This window comes from Enterobacter cloacae complex sp. 309I3 (genome assembly GCF_050031595.1).
Classification (GTDB): Bacteria; Pseudomonadota; Gammaproteobacteria; order Enterobacterales; family Enterobacteriaceae; genus Enterobacter; species Enterobacter cloacae.
The window spans coordinates 2,511,611-2,533,104 of sequence record NZ_JBLGWI010000001.1 but is presented as its reverse complement, the minus strand read 5'-3'; the positions used below and the strand labels follow the sequence as shown (position 1 = coordinate 2,533,104).

The following is a 21,494-nucleotide window of genomic DNA, read 5'->3' as shown; positions in this document are numbered from 1 at the left end:
CTCCTGCTTCGATAGCATGGCCGGAGGGTGCTGCATCACGCTCCGGCGAAGATGTAGTTATTATTTTTGTGAGGATTTACGGCCGTACACCAGCCAGGTGACGAGCACGCAGACGATGTAAAACACGAGGAAGACTTTCATGGCGCCGACCGGCGATCCGGTCATTGCCAGCGAGGTGCCGAAGGCTTTAGGGATAAAAAATCCGCCTACTGCGCCAATGGCAGAGATAAAGCCCAGCGCGGCAGCGGTGTCCGTCACGGCTTCATGCTGCGCCTGTTCATCGGTGCCACCTTGCTTTCTCACCCGGTCGATGGTGATTTGGCGAAAGATAATCGCAATCATCTGGAAGGTTGAGCCGCTGCCCAGCCCGGCGGTGAGGAACAGCCCCATAAAGACCAGATAAAACGCGACAAAGCTGCCGGAGCCCGAGCCGGGCAGGGTCAGGAAGATCAGGGCGCTAAAGATGGCCATAAAGACAAAGTTGATGAGCGTGACGCGCACGCCGCCCAGCCTGTCGGAGATCATCCCGCCCGCTGAACGCGCCAGCGCACCAATCAGGGGGCCAAAGAAGGCAAGGTGAAGAATGTTAACGTCCGGAAACTGGGTTTTCGACAGCATGGCAAAGCCTGCCGAGAAACCGATAAACGAGCCGAAGGTCGCCAGATAGAGCAGGCTCAGCAGCCAGAGATGAAACCGCTTAAGTACCGGAAGCTGGCTGGCGATAGAGGCTTTTGAGCTGGCGATATCGTTCATGCCAATAAACGCCGCAATGGTGGCCAGCAGCAGAAGCGGAGCCCAGATCCAGGCGGCATTCGCCAGCCACATGGTGGACCCGTCCTCCAGAGGCACACCGTTTACCCCCAGAAAGGTGAACATCGGCAGAAAAATGACCAGTGGCGCGATCAACTGCATCACGCTGACGCCCAGGTTTCCCAGCCCGCCGTTGATTCCCAGCGCGCTACCCTGTCTGGATTTCGGGAAGAAAAAGCTGATATTCCCCATGCTGGAGGCAAAGTTAGCGCCCGCAAATCCGCAGAGCAGGGCAATGACGATAAAGACCCAGTAAGGCGTCGCGGTGTTCTGAATGGCAATCCCCAGCCAGACACAGGGGATAATCAGGATCACGGTGCTCAATACTGTCCAGTTACGTCCGCCAAATATCGGCACCATAAAAGAGTAGGGGACACGCAATATTGCGCCGGAGAGAGAAGGTAATGCCGTTAGCATAAAAAGCTGATCGGTAGTGAAATTAAATCCGACTTTATTGAGGTTAACCGCAATGGCACTAAATAACATCCAGACGCAAAAGGCCAATAGCAGGCAAGCCACAGAAATCCATAGGTTTCTTCGCGCGATATGTTTGCCTTTATTCTCCCAGAATTGCGGATTTTCCGGTTTCCAGTTACTTAAAAGATGGTGATGACTTTTCTCACTTTGTTGTGACATATCGCCCTCTTGCTTACCCAAATGAAGATAATAAATAAGTAAAAACAGCTAGATATGAGAAGGTCTGGTATTGTGGTTATTGGAAGTATTGAGATACATCTGAAAGGATAGATAAAAAAGCGAACCCCAGAGTTTGGAAATGAAATAGGGGTTCGCCTAATGTGTTACTAATTGTAACGGTGGGATTTAATTACTCAGAAGGGAGTATTAAAACAACTCCAGAGAAATTAATTTATCAAGATGATTATTAAACGCAGCGTCATCCATTTCAGGCATGTTTAATAGATATATGCCGTCAAGGCCACACACCAGGCCAATTAAACGCCAGGCAATACTTGCTGCCGGGTCACCGGAACGGAATACGCCTGCATTCCTGCCAGCTTCAATAAGGGCAACCGTTTCCTGATGCCACATCTCCATTGTCAGCACATACGCGCCCTTGATCTCCGCGTCGCGGGTTGCGAGGATTTGCGCTTCTCGCCAGAGGCGAATGTAGGGTTCAAACCTGCCGTCATCGCTGCCGAGCATGGCATGTAAACGTGCCCGCCAGCTGGCGTGTTCCCCGAGCACATCCGCATCCAGCAGTTCGCGGATCAGCCGGATGAAGGCCAGCGATTTTAACTCACCGCCGGAGGTGAAATGGTGATGCACTTGCCCGGTAGCGACACCGGCTTCGGACGCGATGCGGCGCACCGTCATGGCGGAAAATCCCTCGGCCAGCGCCACGCGCATAGCGGCCTGTAAGATCTCTTCCCGTCTTTCATCCCTGGTCAGATAACCCATTTTCTCTCACTCTTAAATAGCAATGAAACGAGTGTAACAAAGAGCTGGACAAGTGTCCAACATTCCGTAGGATCGCATCCTGGACATGTGTCCATTTTTATATAAAAAGGAAATTTATGTTTCGTCAGTGGTTAGCGTTAGTGATTATCGTGCTGGTGTATATCCCGGTGGCGATTGACGCGACGGTGCTGCACGTGGCGGCGCCGACATTGAGCATGACGCTGGGCGCCAGCGGTAACGAATTATTGTGGATCATCGATATCTACTCGCTGGTGATGGCGGGTATGGTGCTGCCAATGGGCGCGCTCGGCGACCGCATCGGTTTTAAACGGCTGCTGATGCTTGGCAGCACGCTGTTTGGCCTGTCATCACTGGCGGCGGCCTTTGCCCCCTCTGCGGGCTGGCTGATTGCCGCGCGCGCCTCGCTGGCAATTGGCGCGGCAATGATCATACCGGCAACCCTTGCGGGTATACGCACCTTGTTTATTAACGCGCGGGATCGCAACATCGCGCTTGGCGTCTGGGCCGCGGTCGGGTCCGGCGGGGCGGCGTTTGGTCCGCTGATTGGCGGTATGCTGCTGGAGCATTTTTACTGGGGATCGGTCTTTTTGATCAACGTGCCGATTGTGCTGGTGGTGGTGTCGCTGGCCGCGGTCTATGTTCCGCGTCAGCAAGGGCGCCCAGAGCAGCCGCTGAATATTAGCCATGCCGTCATGCTGATTGTGGCAATTTTGCTGCTGGTCTATAGCGCCAAAACCGCGCTGAAAGGCGGGCTTTCTCCATGGCTGGTGGCCTGTACACTGCTCACCGGCGCGGTATTGCTGTTTATCTTCGTGCGTATTCAGCTTCGCGCCCGCGTGCCGATGATCGACATGCGCCTGTTTTGCCATCGCATCATTTTAAGCGGGGTGGTGATGGCGATGACCGCCATGATCGCCCTGGTGGGGTATGAATTACTGATGGCCCAGGAGCTGCAGTTTGTGCATGGCTTTACCCCGTTTGAAGCGGGCATGTTCATGCTGCCGCTCATGGTCGCCAGCGGGTTCAGCGGCCCGATTGCCGGGATACTGGTTGGTCGTCTGGGGCTGCGCATGGTAGCGGCAGGCGGAATGGGGCTGAGCGCCGTCAGCTTTATTGGCCTGTCGATGCTCGACTTCAGCACGCAGCAGTGGCAGGCGTGGTGCCTGATGGTGCTGCTTGGCTTCAGTGCGGCGAGTGCGCTGCTGGCCTCCACCTCGGCAATCATGGCGGCGGCGCCGAAAGAGAAAGCCGCCGCTGCCGGGGCGATTGAAACCATGTCCTACGAACTGGGCGCAGGGCTGGGGATCGCGATATTTGGTCTGTTGCTGACCCGCAGCTTCTCTGCGTCGATTGAACTACCGCAGGGCTTACCTTCAACGCTGGCTGATAAAGCCTCGTCATCCATTGGTGAAGCGATGAAGGTCGCGCAGGATCTCAGTCCGGCGCTCGGTGAAACCGTCATTGAGGCGGCAAAAACGGCGTTTATCACGTCGCACAGCGTGGCGTTAGGCAGCGCCGGTGGGATGTTATTGCTGCTGGCGATTGGGATTTGGTTTAGCCTGGCGAACGCGCCGCAACAGTAAATGCAAGCCCGAAGGCGCTGCACCTTCGGGCTATTCACTTCTTGTTCAGCGGCGCGGTGTCGTTATCGCGTCAGCCGATAGTGCGACTGCACCAGACCCGACGGGAAGCTGCGGGTGGATAAAAGCGTCAAATCGATATCCCGGGGCAGTGAGCCGAACAGCGGCTTGCCTGAGCCGATCAGGACAGGAACGGTGGTGATAACCATATCGGCCACCAGTCCTTCGCGCAGAAACGACTGGATCACCTGTCCGCCATCAATATAGACGCGTTGTGCGTTCTGCGCCGCCAGCTCAGCAAGCGCTTCCTTTGGGGTACAGCGGGAGAACTGCACTTTACCTTTCAGCGGCTCGGGCACCTCGGTGTCAGCCAGCTGACTGGAGAGCACCAGCACGGGTCGGTTATAGGGCCATTGGTCAAAGGTCAGCACTTTCTCATAGCTTCCCCGGCCCATCACAATCCAGTCTTTGTCGGCAATGAACGCATCATAACCATGATCTTCCGTTGGATCATCGCGCTGGAGTAGCCAGCCGATATCGCCGTCCTGGCGGGCAATGTAGCCATCAAGACTGACGGCGATAAAAACGTGGGTGGTAATCATCGAGGGCTCCCTGTTCAGGCTGTGACGTTAGGACAGTGACGACAGAGCAGTATACCGGAACCAGGGGATGACGATCAGGGGAGCGGGCAGAGGGGCAAAAAAAAGCCAGCCGCAGGGGCTGGCTTTCTGGTGTGACAAATCTTAGAACTGGTAGGTCAGACCTACAGCAACGATATTGTCGGTAGCGATTTTAGCGTCTTTGGTGAACGCATTGTCGTCCAGCAGGTTGATTTTGTAATCAACATAGGTGGACATGTTTTTGTTGAAGTAGTAGGTAGCGCCAACGTCAACATATTCCACCAGATCCTGGTCGCCGTAAGAACCGATGTCTTTACCTTTGGATTTCAGGTAAGCGATGGACGGACGCAGACCGAAGTCGAACTGGTACTGAGCCACAACTTCGAAGTTCTGTGCTTTGTTTGCAACGTGACCGTCACCGAAAGCCGTCATGTTACGGGTTTCAGAGTAGGTGGTTGCCAGGTAGATGTTGTTCGCATCGTACTTCAGACCGGCTGCCCATACTTCTGCGTTCTCGCCACCTGCGTTCAGGTCGCTTGCTGCACGAACCTGACGGTCAGTACGGTCAGATTTCGCGTAGGTTGCACCCGCTGCGAAGCCGTCGAATTCATAGGTAGAAGAGAGACCCCAGCCGTCACCGTTAGATTCGGTGATGTCGTTACGGTCGTTTTTACCCTGGTACTGAGCGGCAACGTTCAGACCGTCAACCAGACCGAAGAAGTCGGTGTTACGGTAAGTCGCTACGCCAGTTGTACGGCCAGTCATAAAGCCATCAGTCTGGGTCCAGGTATCGCCACCGAATTCTGGCAGAACGTCAGTCCATGCGCCGATGTCGTACGCCACGCCGTAGTTACGGCCGTAGTCGAAGGAACCGAATTCGTTGAATTTCAGACCTGCGAACGCCAGACGCGTTTTGTTACCGTCAGCACCCTGGGATTCAGAGCGGTTGCCCTTGAACTCATATTCCCACTGGCCATAACCGGTCATCTGGTCATTGATCTGAGTTTCGCCTTTGAAGCCCAGACGAACGTAGGTTTTGTCGCCGTCGTTGTCAGTATCATCAGAAAAATAGTGCAGACCTGTGACTTTACCGTACAGATCCAGTTTGTTACCGTCTTTGTTAAAAACTTCAGCCGCGTTTACAACGCCTGCTGCCAACATGGAAGTGACCGCCACTGCAACTAATTTAAGTTTCATCTTAAATATTCCTTATAATTTTCTTGGGTATTTCCTGAACCACTTCGAACGATTTACAAACGAGGCTGTTCGTCAATGGCAAGCTATTTTTAAAAATCTTGTAGCCTGCTTTCAATAATAAGTTTCAAAATATTAAAGATAATTTCAATTAGTGTGATCGTAATCGGGTAAATTTCAGCTTTAACGAATAAATTGCCTGAAAATTATGCATTTTGTGCGCGTTTTACCGCCATTTTCGTTGCGGGGAATATAATTATTACCATTTTTATTTCATGGCGTTAATTATCGTTTTTTTCGTGCTTTTGCAATCGTCGATGAAATTTATATGCATTAAAATCAGTGGCTTATAAGATTAATCGCACGCTGATTTCGATGTGTGAAGTGAATGTTTTGCAGTGAATTATATTATTTTATGCTTTTTCTGACGTGACTGTTTGCTATGCAGTTATTACGTTCCGGTGTCAGTTTATGTCAATTTGCGCGCCATATCTTTACGAACGAGAGTTAATATAAACAGAAACTAAACCGCTTTCTATTATTTTGCTAAAGAGTGAATGGGCGATCACATTTTAAATTTATGTTAATTATGTGGCCGGGTTGTAATTAACCCGGCATCAGGAAAAGATTATTTTCGTGTGGCGTACCAGCACAGCAAAGAACCCACACAGACCATGATGGCGCCTTGCCAGAAGGAGAAGGAAAGTGGGGCGCTCAACAACAGCGCCGCCAGCGCAGCGGATAAGACCGGGGTAAAATAGGACACGGCTGCCAGCACAGTGACGTTACCGTGAAGGATCCCAATATTCCACGACGCATAGCCCAGCCCCAGTGCGACGCCGCACATGAGTAATTTCACCACCACCGGAACGCTGAACACCATTTCCGGTTGATCGCTTAGGGCATATTTCACCCACAAACTCAGCGCGGTAAGCAACACAAAGAGCGTGATCCCGTTTTGTCCTTTGGCATATTTACTGGTTACCGTGCAGTACGCCGCCCAGATAAACGCGCCGGCAAATGCAAGGGCATAGCTGAGGGGGCTGGAGACAACATTGCGGATAATCTCATTCACCTGCAACCCCTGTTCGCCGCCCAATACCCAGCACACACCGAGTAAAGAGAGGGCTAATCCGGGGATCACCCACAGGGACGATTTCTGCCCGTTAAACAAAATGGCAAACACAATGGTCAGACTTGGCCAGAGATAATTCACCATGCCGACTTCAATCGCCTGTGAACGCGTAGCCGCATACCCTAACGACAGCGCCAGACAAATTTCGTAGCTCACAAACAGGAGGCTGCCGGCAATAAGATAGCCGGGAGTGAAGCGCCGGATTTGAGGAAATCCTACCGTCACCAGACAGAGTAAGCCGCTGACGGTATAGATCATGGCGGCGCCCCCCACAGGCCCAAGCCCTTCACTCACGCTGCGAATGAGCCCCACCATGGTGCTCCATAACAAGATTGCTGCCAGCCCAATCAGCGTTGCTCTTTTTCTGTCCATACCCTTGCCATTACTCTCAAAACCAAAGGCAAAACTTATAGCACCGATCGCGCCCCGGTCGCGAATTATTCTCTTAAGCCGTTAATCAAAAAGAGGTATTTAAATGCGAGATGGCTGACTATTAAGGGGGCGAACACCGGCGACCTTGATTTGACGCAAAAAAAACAGGGGCTTTGCTGTTAGTTTGCGGCGCGAAGTCTTATCCGTAAATGAGGACAACAATGGACGTCAGCCGCAGACAATTTTTCAAAATCTGCGCGGGCGGTATGGCCGGAACAACAGCCGCGATGCTGGGATTCGCTCCCAAAATGGCGCTGGCTCAGGCGCGCAACTATAAACTGCTGCGTGCCAAAGAGATCCGTAACACCTGCACATACTGCTCCGTGGGTTGTGGGCTTTTAATGTATAGCCTGGGTGATGGCGCGAAGAACGCCAGAGAGGCCATTTATCATATTGAAGGGGATCCGGACCATCCGGTGAGCCGTGGGGCACTCTGCCCGAAAGGGGCGGGACTGCTGGACTACGTTCACAGCGACAACCGTCTGCGCTATCCGGAATACCGCGCGCCGGGTTCCGACAAATGGCAGCGTATTTCCTGGGATGAAGCCTTCTCCCGGATTGCCAGACTGATGAAAGCCGACCGCGACGCCAACTTCATTGAGAAGAACGCGCAGGGCGTGACGGTGAACCGTTGGCTCTCTACCGGCATGCTGTGCGCCTCGGCGGCCAGCAATGAAACCGGCATGCTAACGCAAAAATTTGTTCGCTCCCTCGGGATGCTGGCGGTTGATAACCAGGCGCGCGTCTGACACGGACCAACGGTAGCAAGTCTTGCTCCAACATTTGGTCGCGGTGCGATGACCAACCACTGGGTTGATATCAAAAACGCCAACGTCGTGATGGTGATGGGTGGCAACGCCGCTGAGGCCCATCCGGTGGGTTTCCGCTGGGCGATGGAAGCGAAAAACAATAACGATGCGACGCTTATCGTCGTCGATCCGCGCTTTACGCGTACGGCATCGGTGGCCGATATCTATGCACCGATCCGCTCCGGTACGGACATTACGTTCCTCTCTGGCGTGCTGCTGTATCTGATTGAAAACAATAAAATCAACGCGGAGTACGTAAAACACTACACCAACGCCAGCCTGCTGGTGAGGGATGATTTTGCCTTCGATGAGGGGCTGTTTAGCGGCTATGACGCGGACAAACGTCAGTACGATAAATCGTCCTGGAACTATCAGTTCGATGAAAACGGCTATGCCAGACGCGATGAAACCCTGAGTCATCCACGCTGCGTGTGGAACTTGCTGAAACAGCACGTTTCCCGCTATACGCCGGACGTAGTAGAAAACATCTGCGGTACGCCAAAAGCCGACTTCCTGAAAGTGTGTGAGGTGCTGGCCTCTACCAGTGCCGCCGACAGAACCACCACGTTCCTGTACGCGCTGGGCTGGACGCAGCACACCGTTGGTGCGCAGAACATCCGCACCATGGCGATGATTCAGCTGCTGCTCGGCAATATGGGCATGGCGGGAGGCGGGGTAAATGCCTTGCGCGGTCACTCCAACATCCAGGGCTTAACCGATCTGGGTTTACTCTCGACCAGCCTGCCGGGTTACCTGACGCTGCCGTCGGAAAAACAGGCCGATCTGCAAACCTATCTCACGGCCAATACGCCAAAAGCGACGCGTGCGGAGCAAGTGAACTACTGGAGCAACTATCCGAAGTTCTACGTCAGCCTGATGAAATCGTTTTATGGCGATGCGGCGCAGAAAGAGAACGACTGGGGCTTTGAGTGGCTGCCGAAATGGGACCAGGCCTACGACGTCATCAAGTATTTCAACATGATGGATAAGGGCAACGTCACGGGCTATATCTGCCAGGGCTTTAACCCGGTAGCGTCCTTCCCGGACAAAAACAAAGTGGTTCGCAGCCTGAGCAAGCTGAAGTACATGGTCGTTATCGATCCGCTGGTGACGGAAACGTCTAACTTCTGGCAGAACCACGGCGAGATGAATGATGTGGATCCCGCATCAATTCAGACCGAGGTCTTCCGCTTGCCGTCTACCTGTTTTGCCGAGGAAGACGGGTCGATCGCCAACTCCGGTCGCTGGTTACAGTGGCACTGGAAGGGGCAGGATGCGCCGGGTGAAGCGCGTAATGACGGTGAAATTCTGGCCGGGATTTACCATCGCCTGCGTGAGATGTACCGCACCGAAGGCGGCAAAGGCGCTGAACCGTTGCTGAAGATGAGCTGGAACTATAAGCAACCGGATCATCCTGAATCCGAAGAGGTGGCCAAAGAGAACAACGGCGTGGCGCTGGCCGATCTCTATGACGCCAACGGCAATCTGGTGGCGAAGAAAGGCCAGCTGCTGAACAGCTTTGCGGTCCTGCGCGATGATGGTTCCACCGCGTCGTCCTGCTGGATCTACACCGGCAGTTGGACCGAGCAGGGCAACCAGATGGCCAATCGCGATAACGCTGACCCGTCCGGGTTGGGCAATACGCTGGGCTGGGCCTGGGCATGGCCGCTAAACCGTCGGGTGCTGTACAACCGTGCGTCGGCGGATATCAACGGTAAACCGTGGGATCCGAAACGGATGCTGATCGCGTGGAACGGCGCGAAATGGGCGGGGAATGATATTCCTGACTTCAACACCGCGCCACCGGGCAGTGAGACCGGGCCGTTTATTATGCAGCCGGAGGGGCTGGGACGCCTGTTTGCCCTCGACAAGCTGGCTGAGGGGCCATTCCCGGAACACTACGAGCCGATGGAAACGCCGCTCGGCACGAACCCGCTACACCCAAATGTTATCTCCAGTCCGGTCGTGCGTATCTACGCTGACGACGTGCTGCGTTTAGGCAAAAAGGACAAATTCCCGTATGTGGGAACCACCTATCGCCTGACGGAGCATTTCCACACCTGGACCAAGCACGCGCGGCTTAACGCCATCGCACAGCCGGAACAGTTTGTGGAGATAAGCGAAACGCTGGCGAAAGCGAAAGGGATTGCCAATGGCGATCGCGTGACGGTGAGCAGCAAACGTGGCTTTATCCGTGCGGTTGCGGTGGTCACTCGTCGTCTGCAGACGTTAAACGTGAATGGTCAGCAGGTGGAAACCGTGGGTATCCCGCTGCACTGGGGCTTTGAAGGTGTGGCGCAGAAAGGCTATCTCGCCAATACCCTGACGCCAAACGTTGGCGATTCCAACTCGCAAACGCCGGAGTACAAGGCGTTTCTGGTCAACATCGAGAAAGCGTAAGGAGCGAGTAAATGGCGATGGAAACACAAGACATTATCAAACGCTCCGCGACCAACCCGATAACGCCCGCGCCGCGCGCGCGGGATTATAAGGCCGAAGTCGCCAAGCTTATCGATGTCTCTTCCTGCGTGGGCTGCAAAGCCTGCCAGGTGGCTTGTTCAGAGTGGAATGATATCCGCGATGAGGTAGGGCACTGCGTTGGCGTTTACGACAACCCGGCCGATCTGAGCGCCAAATCCTGGACGGTGATGCGTTTTAGCGAAACTGACCAGAACGGCAAGCTGGAGTGGCTGATTCGAAAAGACGGCTGTATGCACTGTGAAGATCCGGGCTGCCTCAAGGCCTGCCCGTCTGCAGGCGCCATCATCCAGTATGCGAACGGGATCGTCGACTTCCAGCAGGATAACTGTATCGGCTGCGGATATTGCATTGCGGGTTGTCCGTTTAACATCCCGCGCCTCAATAAAGAGGATAACCGGGTATACAAATGCACCCTGTGCGTAGACCGCGTCAGCGTCGGGCAGGAGCCTGCCTGCGTCAAGACCTGTCCAACCGGGGCCATTCACTTCGGCACCAAGAAAGAGATGCTGGAGGTGGCGCAGCAGCGCGTGGACAAACTAAAAGCGCGCGGCTACGACAAGGCGGGCATCTACAACCCGCAGGGGGTGGGCGGTACGCACGTGATGTACGTTCTGCATCACAATGACCAGTCGGAGCTGTACCACAATCTGCCGAAAGATCCGGCGATCGATACCTCCATCAACCTGTGGAAAGGGGCGCTAAAACCACTCTCGGCGGCGGGCTTTATCGCCACCTTTGCCGGGCTGATTTATCACTACATCGGTATCGGGCCGAATAAAGAGGTGGATGACGACGAGGAGGAGCATCATGAGTAAGTCGAAAATGATAGTGCGCACAAAGTTTGTCGATCGCGCCTGTCACTGGACGGTGGTGATCTGCTTCTTCCTGGTGGCCGTATCCGGAATTTCGTTCTTCTTCCCGACGCTGCAATGGCTGACGGAAACGTTCGGCACGCCGCAGATGGGGCGTATTCTGCACCCGTTTTTTGGCGTACTGATTTTTGTGGTGCTGATGTTTATGTTTGTGCGTTTCGTCCACCACAATATCCCGGACAAGCAGGATATTCCCTGGCTGAAGGGCATTATTGAGGTCCTGAAGGGGAACGAACATAAAGTCGCGAAGGTCGGTAAATACAATGCCGGACAGAAGATGATGTTCTGGAGCATCATGAGCATGATTTTCGTCCTGCTGGTGACTGGTGTGATCATCTGGCGTCCTTATTTTGCGCAGTACTTCCCGATGCAGGTCATCCGCTACGCGCTGCTGATCCACGCAACCTCAGCCATCATTCTGATCCATGCCATTTTGATCCATATGTATATGGCGTTCTGGGTTAAAGGGTCGATTAAAGGCATGATTGAAGGGAAGGTGAGCCGCCGCTGGGCGCAGAAACACCACCCACGATGGTACCGGGAAGTGGAGCGACAGGAAGCGAAACAGGAGAGTACGGAAGGGATGAAGTAAAACGTCCTGCGCCGTCGGCTTTGCCCGGCGGCGCTTCGCTCATGTGTTAGTCAATAAACGATCAACGGCGGCTATAACATCATGACGAGCATTGCGTAAATTACACACAAAATCTTTGCTATTAATTTTCTGATTATTAAGGTTACTTATCATTGGTGAATAAATAAGTAGCGTTTCGAAATCTATATTTATTCTGGGGGCAAGGTGACTCTGCCATATTGGTAATCTATTGTTCCTCATAAGTGGAACAATAACGCGTGTTGTAAGATCAGCATAATAGTCATCCTGAATAAGCATGTAGTAAGGCAGGATATCTCTGGTTGCTGGTGAAAGATTACGATAAACGTTGAATTGTTTAAGCATCAAAATACCCTGAAAAATTCATCGTCTGTAAGGGTTCCGTGTTTTTCCACAAACTCATTCATGGCTTGTATAAATGCGCGATCCTCCGCGGATGGCGTACGTACTGAAGTCGGGACGATTTCATGATGACGTCGTAAATCACGGGATTGCGTGCATAAGGGTTGGGGCGTCACGGCTGAGTGTTTCATGGGTATCTCCTTTGTTGGTGCGGTCATTATCAACCGCAGCCAACAAAAAACAATACCGTTTCCCCTGGTAATCTTCATTATGCGAGCCGTATTCCAGCTTATCAGAATTTCTCCGCAATATATCGGAAAGGATATTTTGTCGGTTTGACTTTGCCAATTTTTCGCTTCGGCAAATCCACTTTTTCAACGTGAAGTTCTTTATACGGGATCTGCGAAAGCAGATGGGAGATAATATTCAACCGCACGCGTTTTTTATCTTCCGAGCGCGCCACAAACCACGGTGCCCAGGCAGTGTCCGTGGAGGCAAACATGGCATCCCGCGCTACGGTGTATTCATCCCATAAATTGAACGATTTAATATCCATAGGCGATAATTTCCAGATCTTGCGGCCATCGTTGATGCGATCGCGTAGCCTGCGTTCCTGCTCTTTCGGCGTCACTTCAAGCCAGTATTTCAGCAAAATGATCCCGGCATCGACCATCGCTTTTTCCATCACCGGTGCGCCATCAAGAAACTTTTCAACCTGTTCCGGCGTGCAGAACCCCATCACCCGTTCAACGCCTGCGCGGTTGTACCAGCTGCGGTCAAAAATAACGATTTCACCGGCAGCGGGCAGGTGCGGAACATAACGCTGGAAATAAAGCTGCGTTTTCTCTTTCTCTGTAGGCGCAGGCAGCGCGACAACCCGGAATACGCGCGGGCTGACGCGTTCGGTTATCGCTTTTATGGTGCCGCCTTTACCGGCCCCGTCGCGTCCCTCAAACACGATGCAGACTTTCAATCCTTTGGCGACAACCCATTGCTGGAGTTTGACCAGTTCAACGTGAAGGCGACGAAGCTCTTTTTCATACTCTTTTGTTTTCAGAGGGGCATTTTTAACGACATCAACAGCGACGCTGGTTTTCTTGTTACTTGCCATGATTGTCATCCTCAGGTTGTCCGGTCGCGGGGAAGAAGCGAGGCCGCATTAAGAAGTGTAATTCACCTGAATTAATGGATTAACGTGTCAGTCTGCTGATTTGAACTGGCTCACCATACAAGATTATTCAATAATGCCCGCTGCGAATTTTCACTCGTGGTTGTGGTATGAAAAAGACAATTTTCTCGTTAGCCCTTAGCACGTTTGGCCTGGGCATGGCTGAATTTGGCATTATGGGTGTCCTGACGGAACTGGCGCATGATACCGGCATTTCCATTCCCTCCGCCGGAAATATGATTTCGTTTTACGCCTTTGGCGTGGTGATTGGCGCGCCGATTGTGGCGCTGTTTTCCAGTAAGTTCTCGTTAAAAACCACGCTGCTGTTTCTGGTTGCCCTGTGTGCGGTGGGCAACGCGATGTTTACCTTTTCAACATCCTATTTTTGGCTGGCGGCAGGGCGCTTAATCTCGGGGTTCCCGCACGGCGCAATTTTCGGTGTGGGGGCGATTATCCTCTCGAAAATAGCGCCACCGGGTAAGGTGACGGTGGCCGTAGCGGGGATGATCGCCGGGATGACCGTGGCGAATCTGGTGGGGGTTCCGTTTGGAACCTGGCTGGGGCATACATTCAACTGGCGCTATACCTTTTTCCTGATAGCCCTGTTTGACGCGCTGGTGATTCTCTCGGTGCTGGTGTGGGTACCAAACCTTCATGACGCATCAGAAATAAAACTCACCGAGCAGTTTCACTTCCTGAAAAAACCGGAGCCGTGGCTGATTTTCGCCGCCACCATGTTTGGCAACGCTGGCGTTTTTGCGTGGTTCAGTTTTGTGAAGCCGTTTATGGTCAATGTCTCTGGCTTCTCCGAGGGGCTGATGACGATCATCATGATGTTAATGGGCCTCGGCATGGTGCTGGGTAACCTGCTGAGCGGGAAACTATCGGGTCGTTTCAGCCCGCTGCGTATTGCTGCTACGACCGATATGGTGATTGTCGCCTCACTGTTATTGCTTTTCGCCTTTGGTGAACAGAAAACCGCGTCGCTGGTGATGGGGTTCATCTGCTGTGCCGGGCTGTTCGCACTCTCTGCACCACTGCAAATTCTGCTGCTGCAAAATGCGAAAGGAGGGGAAATGCTTGGTGCCGCAGGCGGGCAGATGGCCTTTAACCTGGGCAGTGCGATTGGTGCTTATTTTGGCGGAATGATGATTACGCTCGGTTTTAGCTGGAGCTATGTCACGCTACCGGCGGCGATATTATCCTTCCTGGCGATGAGCGCGCTGCTGGTGTATGGCTATCTGCGCGCCCGGCGGGCTCAGTCTGATGCTCGTGCGCTGGCCTGAGTGCCGGAATGTGGTCATAAAAAACCGCCCCATAAACGGAGCGGTTAGCGGGAACGGACCGTTACGAGCGTAAATCAATCACCATACGGCCGCGGATCTGGCCCTGTTCCATCTCTTTGAAGATGGCATTGATATCTTCCAGCGGGCGCATTGTCACTTTTGGCACCACTTTGCCTTCGGCAGCGAACTGGAATGCTTCCTGCAGATCCTGACGGGTACCAACCAGCGAGCCGACCACCTGGATACCGTCCAGCACCAGACGGGGGATATCAAGGCTCATGGCTTCCGGCGGCAGGCCAACGGCCACCACGCGACCACCGGCACGCACCGCGTCCACCGCCGAGTTAAACGCTGCTTTCGCGACCGCGGTTACCACAGCCGCATGCGCGCCGCCGGTTTTTTCCTGCACGATTTTAGCGGCATCTTCGCTGCGGGAGTTGATGGTTAAATCCGCCCCCATGCTTGCAGCCAGCTTCAGCTGTTCGTCGTTAACGTCAAGGGCGATGACTTTGGCGTTGAAGACGTTTTTCGCATACTGCAGCGCGAGGTTACCCAGTCCGCCCAGGCCGTAGATCGCAATCCACTGGCCCGGCTTGATATGGGAGACTTTTACCGCTTTGTAAGTGGTGACGCCGGCACAGGTTATGCTGCTGGCCGCAGCGGAATCCAGCCCGTCAGGCACTTTTACCGCGTAATCCGCGGTGACAATGCACTCTTCAGCCATGCCGCCATCAACGGAATAACCGGCGTTTTTCACATCGCGGCACAGGGTTTCGTTGCCGGTATTACAGTATTCACAGTGGCCGCAGCCCTCAAAGAACCACGCGACGCTTGCACGGTCGCCGACTTTCAGTGACGTCACGCCAGGTCCAACTTCTTTCACGATCCCAATCCCTTCGTGGCCCAGGATCACACCGGTTTTATCACCGAAATCGCCATTTTTGACGTGGAGGTCAGTATGGCAAACGCCACAGCACTCCATTTTGAGCAGGGCTTCGCCGTGCTTCAGTGGGCGTAAGGTTTTTTCGGTAACATTGACCTGATGATCCTGTGTAACAACAGCAGCCTTCATAGGTTTCTCCTTGTTTTTGATGGGTATGTGTATCGCAGGGGAATACTACTTAAGGATTAATAGTTTAGAGGCGTTATGCAAGGCGGCGGCAACATAATGTCACCAATTGATGCGATTTCAGATTAAGAATACAGCGATCCTCTAATAATTAGGGGGGAATTCACTGGCCCGACGAGAAGCTCGCCGGGCACAGATCTACAATTTTGCTTCTATCACCTCAATCTCTTTGCGCCATTGCGCCTGCAGATGTGGTTTCTGATGCTTAGGCTTACGCGCCAGGTCTTCTGCCAGTAGCGTTTCCAGCGCGATCAGCCTTTCAAGCAGATCGTCCGAGGCTTGCGCTTTAACATCCGCGACTGCGGGTGACGCCGACGACGCCATCAGGCCTGTGCGTTCACGCAGCCGTTCGAACACCGCTTCGGCGTCATGCCATTCGCTAAGCAAACCGTCCTCAATCAGCCAGAAGCGATTGCAGCTTTGGGCGATCAGCTGCCGGTCATGGCTGACCAGCAGCACTCCGCCGTCAAACTGTTGCAGGGTAGTGGCCAGCGCCTCTTTGCCTTCCATGTCCAGATGGTTGGTAGGCTCATCCAGCATCAGCAGGCTATAACGGGCAAGCGTCAGGCCGACAAACAGCAGGCGCGAACGCTCCCCGCCGCTGAGGGTGTTGACCTTTTGCCCGTGACGCGCCCACGGGAACCCGGCGCTGATAAGCGCCATCTTGCGATCCTGTGGCGCTGGCGCAAAAGGCTCCAGCGCGTCGAAGATCGTTGCCTCATCCGGAAGCTGATTCAGCGTCTGGTCGTAATAGCCTGGCGACACGCGAGGATGGAGTTTTAGCCCAGCCTCTGACGGTTCACCTGAGAAATGCCGCCAGATGAGCTTCATCAGCGATGATTTGCCGCAGCCGTTACGCCCGACGATAGCCACGCGATCGCCACTTTTAAGCCGCGCAATGTCGACGTGAAATAGAGCGGGCAACCCAGGTGCAGGCGGTACGCCGAGGTTTTCCATCTCCAGCAGTCGGTCCGCTCGCAGGGCATCACCACGCAGGGTTAACGTCCACGGACTGCCTGCCGTGAGCTCTGTCTGGCTCTCCTTTAGCCGCTCGACCTGTTTTTCCATCTGTTTGGCTTTGCGGGCCAGATCTTCGTTATCGTAGACCTTGCCCCAGGTGGCCAGCCGTCTGGCACTGGCGGTTACGCGGTCGATCTCCTTTTGCTCCGCCTTATGCCGCAGCGCATCGCTTTCGTCTTTCGCCACCAGCGCCTGGCGCGCGGCGGTGCAGGGAAGGGCAAAGTAGTGCAACATCTTATCGCGGAGGATCCAGCTACCGTTGGTGACGGCATCCAGCAACTGCCTGTCGTGCGAGACCAGTACAAAGCTGCCGGACCAGTTCTGTAAAAATTGTTCCAGCCAGAGCATGGTAGGCAAATCGAGGTGGTTGCTCGGCTCGTCCAGCAGTAACAGATCCGGATCGCCGATCAACGCCCGCGCGAGCAGGAGACGCGTGTGTTGCCCGCCGCTCAGCGTCGCCGACGTTAAGGCCATGTCCTGCGGCGTAAAACCCATACCCGCCAGCAGCGTTTCTGCTTTCCAGCGCAGGCTCTCGCGCTCAGTCGTGGGCAGTTGCGCCAGCACGGCATCCAGCATGGTCAGGGGATAAATGGCTTCTGGCAGATGTTGCTCAACGCGCGCCATCAGACAGTGTCCGGCCAGCGCGACGCTTCCGGCAGCGGGAGAGTCTGTGCCGTCCAGCACCTTCAGCAGCGTACTTTTGCCGCAGCCGTTGTCGCCCAGCAGGCCAATGCGGTCGCCTTTTTTCAGCGTAAAGGAGAGGGAGTCGAAGAGCGTGCCAAACGCCGTATCAACACGTAAAGATTGTGCAGTGAGTAAAGTGCTCATTGTTGCTTACCCAAGAGTTACAGGCATGTTTATGCCTCGTCAAACATCGCTGACGATAACTCAGTAAGCCCGAGAGAAGGGATTTCAGGGGTTGGTGTCTTCGCTCAAGCAGAAGTTATCGCAGCACGATACCGATAACGCTTGAGCTGGTGCGATCACCAAATGCATGTGAAACATTGAAAATTTCACAGTACAGCATAATTGGCCTCCTTATATATTCAGTGGGTTAATGGATGAAAGGAGTGTAGCGGGGGAAAGGCGGTTTGGCTAGGGGGGGCGAATGTAATTCCCTCTCCCACAGGGAGAGGGAACGGTCGGAACACAGTGTTAGATCGAAGTACGACGGTAGCTGCGGTATTCCGGCATCCAGAAGTTGTCGTCGATGGCCTGCTGCAGCGCATCGGCAGAGGTTTTCACTGCCACACCCTGCTGCTGGGCCATTTTCCCGACCGCGAACGCAATTGCACGCGACACCTTGTGAATGTCTTTCAGCTCTGGCAGCACCAGTCCTTCGCCATCATTCACCAGCGGCGAGTGGCCCGCCAGGGTTTCGCTTGCCGACATCAGCATCTCATCGGTAATGCGCGACGCGCCGGAGGCGATCACACCCAGACCAATGCCCGGGAAAATATAGGAGTTGTTGCACTGGGCAATAGGATAGGTTTTGTCCTTCCACACCACCGGATCGAACGGGCTGCCGGTTGCGACCAGCGCGTTCCCTTCGGTCCAGGCAATGATGTCCTGCGGCGTTGCTTCCACGCGCGAGGTCGGGTTGGAGAGCGGCATCACGATAGGGCGTTCGCAGTGCTTGTGCATCTCACGAATGATCTCTTCGGTGAACAGCCCCGTCTGACCGGAGACGCCAATCAGGATATCCGGCTTCACGTTGCGCACTACGTCCAGCAGAGAGAGCACTTCGTTGTCGGTGTCCCAGTTCTTCAGATTCTCACGTTTCTGCACCAGCTTGGTCTGGAACGGCAGCAGGTTTGGCATGCCGTCGGTCAGCAGGCCGAAACGGTCGACCATGAACACGCGGGAGCGTGCCAGCTCTTCGCTTAGCCCTTCACGCTGCGTCTGGGCGATAATCTGCTCGGCGATACCACAACCCGCAGAGCCTGCGCCCAGGAAGACAATTTTCTGATAGCTCAGTTGGCTGCCTGCCGCGCGACTGGCGGCAATCAGCGTGCCAACGGTGACCGCGGCGGTGCCCTGAATATCATCGTTAAAAGAGCAGATCTCATCGCGATAGCGGTTCAGCAACGGCATCGCGTTTTTCTGCGCGAAGTCTTCAAACTGCAGCAGCACGTCCGGCCAGCGGTGCTTGACCGCCTGGATGAAATCATCAACAAACTGATAATACTCGTCGTCGGTAATACGCGGATGACGCCAGCCCATATACAGCGGGTCGTTAAGCAATTGCTGGTTGTTGGTGCCCACATCCAGCACCACCGGCAGGGTATACGCCGGGCTGATGCCGCCGCAGGCGGTATACAGAGAGAGCTTACCGATTGGGATCCCCATGCCGCCAATACCCTGGTCACCGAGACCCAGAATACGTTCGCCGTCGGTCACCACGATCACTTTGATATTGTGGTTCGGCACGTTCTGCAGAATATCGTCCATGTTGTGGCGGTTCTGATAAGAGATAAAGACGCCACGGGAGCGACGGTAGATCTCTGAGAAGCGTTCGCAGGCGGCACCCACCGTTGGGGTGTAGATCACCGGCATCATCTCTTCGAGATGATTTTGTACCAGACGATAGAAGAGGGTTTCGTTGGTGTCCTGAATGTTGCGCAGGTAAATATGTTTGTCGATTTCGGTTTTGAAACCCTGATACTGGATCCACGCGCGCTCTGCCTGTTCTTCAATGGTTTCCACCACTTCTGGCAGCAAACCGAGCAGGTTGAAGCTGCTGCGCTCTTCCATGCTGAAGGCGCTACCTTTGTTGAGCAGGGGGAATTCGAGTAATACCGGGCCGGCATAAGGGATGTATAGGGAACGATGTTTTTTCAGTTTGTTGTCCATGTCACTCACTCTTTTTTTGAAGATCCGTCCCTGACACTGCTGTTTGTCATCTTTCTGGCCTGTGCGATGGGGTGCGGTCAGGCGGTATTATAAAGGAGCTAAATATTAATTACCGCAACACATAAACAAAAACACCATCGGTTTTGCCGATGGTGTTGAGGATCTCTCCTGGGGACTTACTTGCCCGCGTGGCGTTTTCTGCCGGTGGCGTGAGTGACCTGTGTTTCACTGTCGCCTTCAATCACCACTTTACGTTGGTTAGAAAGCTTGTAGTTCAGTCCCAGTATATGGCGTGCCTGACGGTTCGATTTCATGTTAACTCCTCAATCCTGTTGATAGTTTTAAGGACCAGTTCGCTTACGCAAACGAAATGTAACCCCTTAGGTTGCAGATCCAGCTTAGCAGGTTTTTACAAAGGTGCGTTTTGCCCGCTGACGACGTAGTTAATGGTCTGCTGGTAGATGTCACTGAGGATGTCATTGTCTGTGGATTCCACCCACTTGGTCAGTTCCATCAAAATGTCATCTTCAGTCACAGCACCATGCTCGGCGTGAAGACCCTGTGCAATCGCGTTAACGAGTTCAGGTTGTGCTGCTGCAGTATTGGCCGGGTAATAAGTAAACATGCTGCCTCCGTGTCGTTGTCTGTTTAATGGTACGGCTCGCAAAAAATTTAATTCACAAACAGAATGGCAAATATTTTGGTCGCTGTGTCTAAGATTCATCTTAGAAATAAAAATGACATAAGTGCATGCTTTTATGCGCTTTTAGAATGAGAGGATATATTGAGGCTTTACCGCGAGGATATTTTGCAGGTGCTCCTACTATCATTGAAATATAGCAGGAGCAGATTTTACATTACCACTTCATTTCGCCAGTATTCACTTTGGCGCTTAATTCCAGCGAGCTCTCTTCAGCCAGACCCGGATACTGTTTTTTCATGGCGCTGATCACGCCTGTCGATGTTTTATGTTCTGACAACGCCTGTTCGAAGTGCTGGAGATAATCACGGGTAAAGTCGAGAGCACCGCTGCCTGCCGGTGGTGTTCCCAGATAGTGACCCGGGATCACGCGTTCAGGCTTATGTGCCGCCATGCTTTCCAGCGTCTGTTGCCACTGCTTGCGGCTGGCTGGCGTCTGGGTGTCTGCCGTCCAGACGTGGATGCCCCAGGCGACACCGGTACCACCGAGGATAGTTTTAGCCGAAGGGATCCAGACATAGGCGGCGTAGCTTTCTGGCTGCTCGATATCAATCTTCTCGCCGTCCACCATGAAGGTAGTGGATGCCAGTACCTGCGGAACGATAAGTTCGGTTGGCGCACCGTCTTTCATCTGCGGTCCCCAGAAGGCAAGCTTGGTGTCTTTGGTGGCCTTGATATGGTCAACCACCTGCTGTGTGGCCACCACTTTGGCATTCGGGAAGGCTTTCACCAGCGGTTGCAGTCCAAAATAGAAATCCGGATCGCCAGAGGTAATGACGATTTTGTTCAGGGTTTTCCCGCTTTTGCGAATTTTGTCGACCAGCGCTTCGCCATCTTTGACGCTGAACTGGGCGTCAAACAGCACGGCCTCTTTTGGACCAGAGACCAGCGTGGAGGAGACCGCAAACATCCCTTTGTCCTGCGGGTTATAGGTATCAATGGTTAATGGCGCAGCAAACACCGCGGGCGTGATAAGTGTGGAGAGCAGTGCAAGGTGAGTGAATTTCATTCTG

General features: G+C 53.7%; 18 protein-coding genes. 5 read left to right on the top strand and 13 right to left on the bottom strand.

All coding sequences use genetic code 11. The annotated features are described in order from the left end of the window. Positions 1-60: 60 nt before the first annotated feature. Both ACQG22_RS11970 and ACQG22_RS11965 read right to left on the bottom strand, forming a co-directional pair. Positions 61-1,446 carry a NarK family nitrate/nitrite MFS transporter gene (locus ACQG22_RS11970; protein ID WP_029883341.1) on the bottom strand — a complete coding sequence of 462 codons (1,386 nt, stop codon included), beginning with the start codon at positions 1,444-1,446 and terminating at the stop codon, positions 61-63. 207 nt (positions 1,447-1,653) lie between these two features. Beyond that, positions 1,654-2,229, bottom strand: a complete 576-nt coding sequence (locus ACQG22_RS11965; RefSeq protein ID WP_045294179.1) for a TetR family transcriptional regulator — start codon at positions 2,227-2,229, stop codon at positions 1,654-1,656. A gap of 116 nt (positions 2,230-2,345) precedes the next feature. Between ACQG22_RS11965 and ACQG22_RS11960 the strand changes: the two genes are divergently transcribed. Continuing rightward, positions 2,346-3,833 carry an MFS transporter gene (locus ACQG22_RS11960; RefSeq protein WP_047024879.1) on the top strand — a complete coding sequence of 496 codons (1,488 nt, stop codon included), beginning with the start codon at positions 2,346-2,348 and terminating at the stop codon, positions 3,831-3,833. A gap of 62 nt (positions 3,834-3,895) precedes the next feature. Here ACQG22_RS11960 and ACQG22_RS11955 read toward each other — a convergent pair whose 3' ends face one another. The 3 genes from ACQG22_RS11955 to yddG form a co-directional block, all read right to left on the bottom strand. Next, the gene (locus ACQG22_RS11955; RefSeq protein WP_155022092.1) at positions 3,896-4,432 is read right to left on the bottom strand and encodes a dihydrofolate reductase family protein; all 537 of its coding nucleotides are present in this window, start codon (positions 4,430-4,432) and stop codon (positions 3,896-3,898) included. Positions 4,433-4,573: 141 nt separating this feature from the next. Beyond that, positions 4,574-5,647 carry a porin OmpC gene (ompC, locus tag ACQG22_RS11950; RefSeq protein WP_062729506.1) on the bottom strand — a complete coding sequence of 358 codons (1,074 nt, stop codon included), beginning with the start codon at positions 5,645-5,647 and terminating at the stop codon, positions 4,574-4,576. A 625-nt stretch (positions 5,648-6,272) separates the two neighbouring features. Continuing rightward, the gene (yddG, locus tag ACQG22_RS11945) at positions 6,273-7,151 is read right to left on the bottom strand and encodes an aromatic amino acid DMT transporter YddG (RefSeq protein ID WP_062676900.1); all 879 of its coding nucleotides are present in this window, start codon (positions 7,149-7,151) and stop codon (positions 6,273-6,275) included. 221 nt (positions 7,152-7,372) lie between these two features. On the opposite strand from yddG, the gene fdnG reads away from it, so the two are divergent. Genes fdnG through fdnI form a run of 3 tightly spaced genes read left to right on the top strand, consistent with a single transcriptional unit; the run spans position 7,373 to position 11,965 of the window. Next, complete coding sequence (fdnG, locus tag ACQG22_RS11940; protein WP_369706469.1) at positions 7,373-10,420, top strand: formate dehydrogenase-N subunit alpha; 3,048 nt, start codon at positions 7,373-7,375, stop codon at positions 10,418-10,420. 11 nt (positions 10,421-10,431) lie between these two features. After that, a complete protein-coding gene (gene fdxH / locus ACQG22_RS11935) occupies positions 10,432-11,316 on the top strand; it encodes a formate dehydrogenase subunit beta (protein ID WP_161657120.1) in 885 nt (294 codons plus the stop codon). Further along, the gene (gene fdnI / locus ACQG22_RS11930) at positions 11,309-11,965 is read left to right on the top strand and encodes a formate dehydrogenase-N subunit gamma (RefSeq protein WP_013096526.1); all 657 of its coding nucleotides are present in this window, start codon (positions 11,309-11,311) and stop codon (positions 11,963-11,965) included. Before fdxH ends, fdnI begins: the two co-directional genes overlap by 8 nt. 39 nt (positions 11,966-12,004) lie before the next feature. Here the strand turns inward: fdnI and ACQG22_RS11925 are convergent, their stop codons facing one another. Together ACQG22_RS11925 and ppk2 are read right to left on the bottom strand one after the other, a co-directional pair. Further along, positions 12,005-12,328 (bottom strand): CcdB family protein, encoded by a 324-nt coding sequence (locus tag ACQG22_RS11925; RefSeq protein ID WP_071843270.1) that lies wholly within the window; start codon positions 12,326-12,328, stop codon positions 12,005-12,007. A 289-nt stretch (positions 12,329-12,617) separates the two neighbouring features. After that, entirely contained in the window at positions 12,618-13,436 is an 819-nt protein-coding gene (ppk2, locus tag ACQG22_RS11920; protein WP_013096528.1) for a polyphosphate kinase 2, read from the bottom strand. Between the two features lie 167 nt (positions 13,437-13,603). Here ppk2 and araJ point away from each other — a divergent pair, with 167 nt between their 5' ends. Next, complete coding sequence (gene araJ / locus ACQG22_RS11915; protein WP_057072360.1) at positions 13,604-14,779, top strand: MFS transporter AraJ; 1,176 nt, start codon at positions 13,604-13,606, stop codon at positions 14,777-14,779. Positions 14,780-14,840: 61 nt separating this feature from the next. Here the strand turns inward: araJ and adhP are convergent, their stop codons facing one another. The 6 genes from adhP to ACQG22_RS11885 form a co-directional block, all read right to left on the bottom strand. Further along, positions 14,841-15,851, bottom strand: coding sequence for an alcohol dehydrogenase AdhP (adhP, locus tag ACQG22_RS11910; RefSeq protein ID WP_013096530.1), 1,011 nt, complete (start codon positions 15,849-15,851; stop codon positions 14,841-14,843). A 195-nt stretch (positions 15,852-16,046) separates the two neighbouring features. Beyond that, positions 16,047-17,756, bottom strand: coding sequence for an ABC-F family ATP-binding cassette domain-containing protein (locus ACQG22_RS11905; protein WP_369706470.1), 1,710 nt, complete (start codon positions 17,754-17,756; stop codon positions 16,047-16,049). A 327-nt stretch (positions 17,757-18,083) separates the two neighbouring features. Then, complete coding sequence (locus ACQG22_RS11900) at positions 18,084-19,781, bottom strand: NAD-dependent malic enzyme (protein WP_013096532.1); 1,698 nt, start codon at positions 19,779-19,781, stop codon at positions 18,084-18,086. Between the two features lie 176 nt (positions 19,782-19,957). Beyond that, positions 19,958-20,095, bottom strand: coding sequence for a stationary-phase-induced ribosome-associated protein (gene sra, locus ACQG22_RS11895; protein WP_013096533.1), 138 nt, complete (start codon positions 20,093-20,095; stop codon positions 19,958-19,960). 95 nt (positions 20,096-20,190) lie between these two features. Then, positions 20,191-20,406 carry a biofilm-dependent modulation protein gene (gene bdm / locus ACQG22_RS11890; protein ID WP_013096534.1) on the bottom strand — a complete coding sequence of 72 codons (216 nt, stop codon included), beginning with the start codon at positions 20,404-20,406 and terminating at the stop codon, positions 20,191-20,193. A gap of 232 nt (positions 20,407-20,638) precedes the next feature. Next, the gene (locus ACQG22_RS11885; protein ID WP_369706471.1) at positions 20,639-21,490 is read right to left on the bottom strand and encodes a Vmh family MBL fold metallo-hydrolase; all 852 of its coding nucleotides are present in this window, start codon (positions 21,488-21,490) and stop codon (positions 20,639-20,641) included. Positions 21,491-21,494 lie beyond the last annotated feature (4 nt).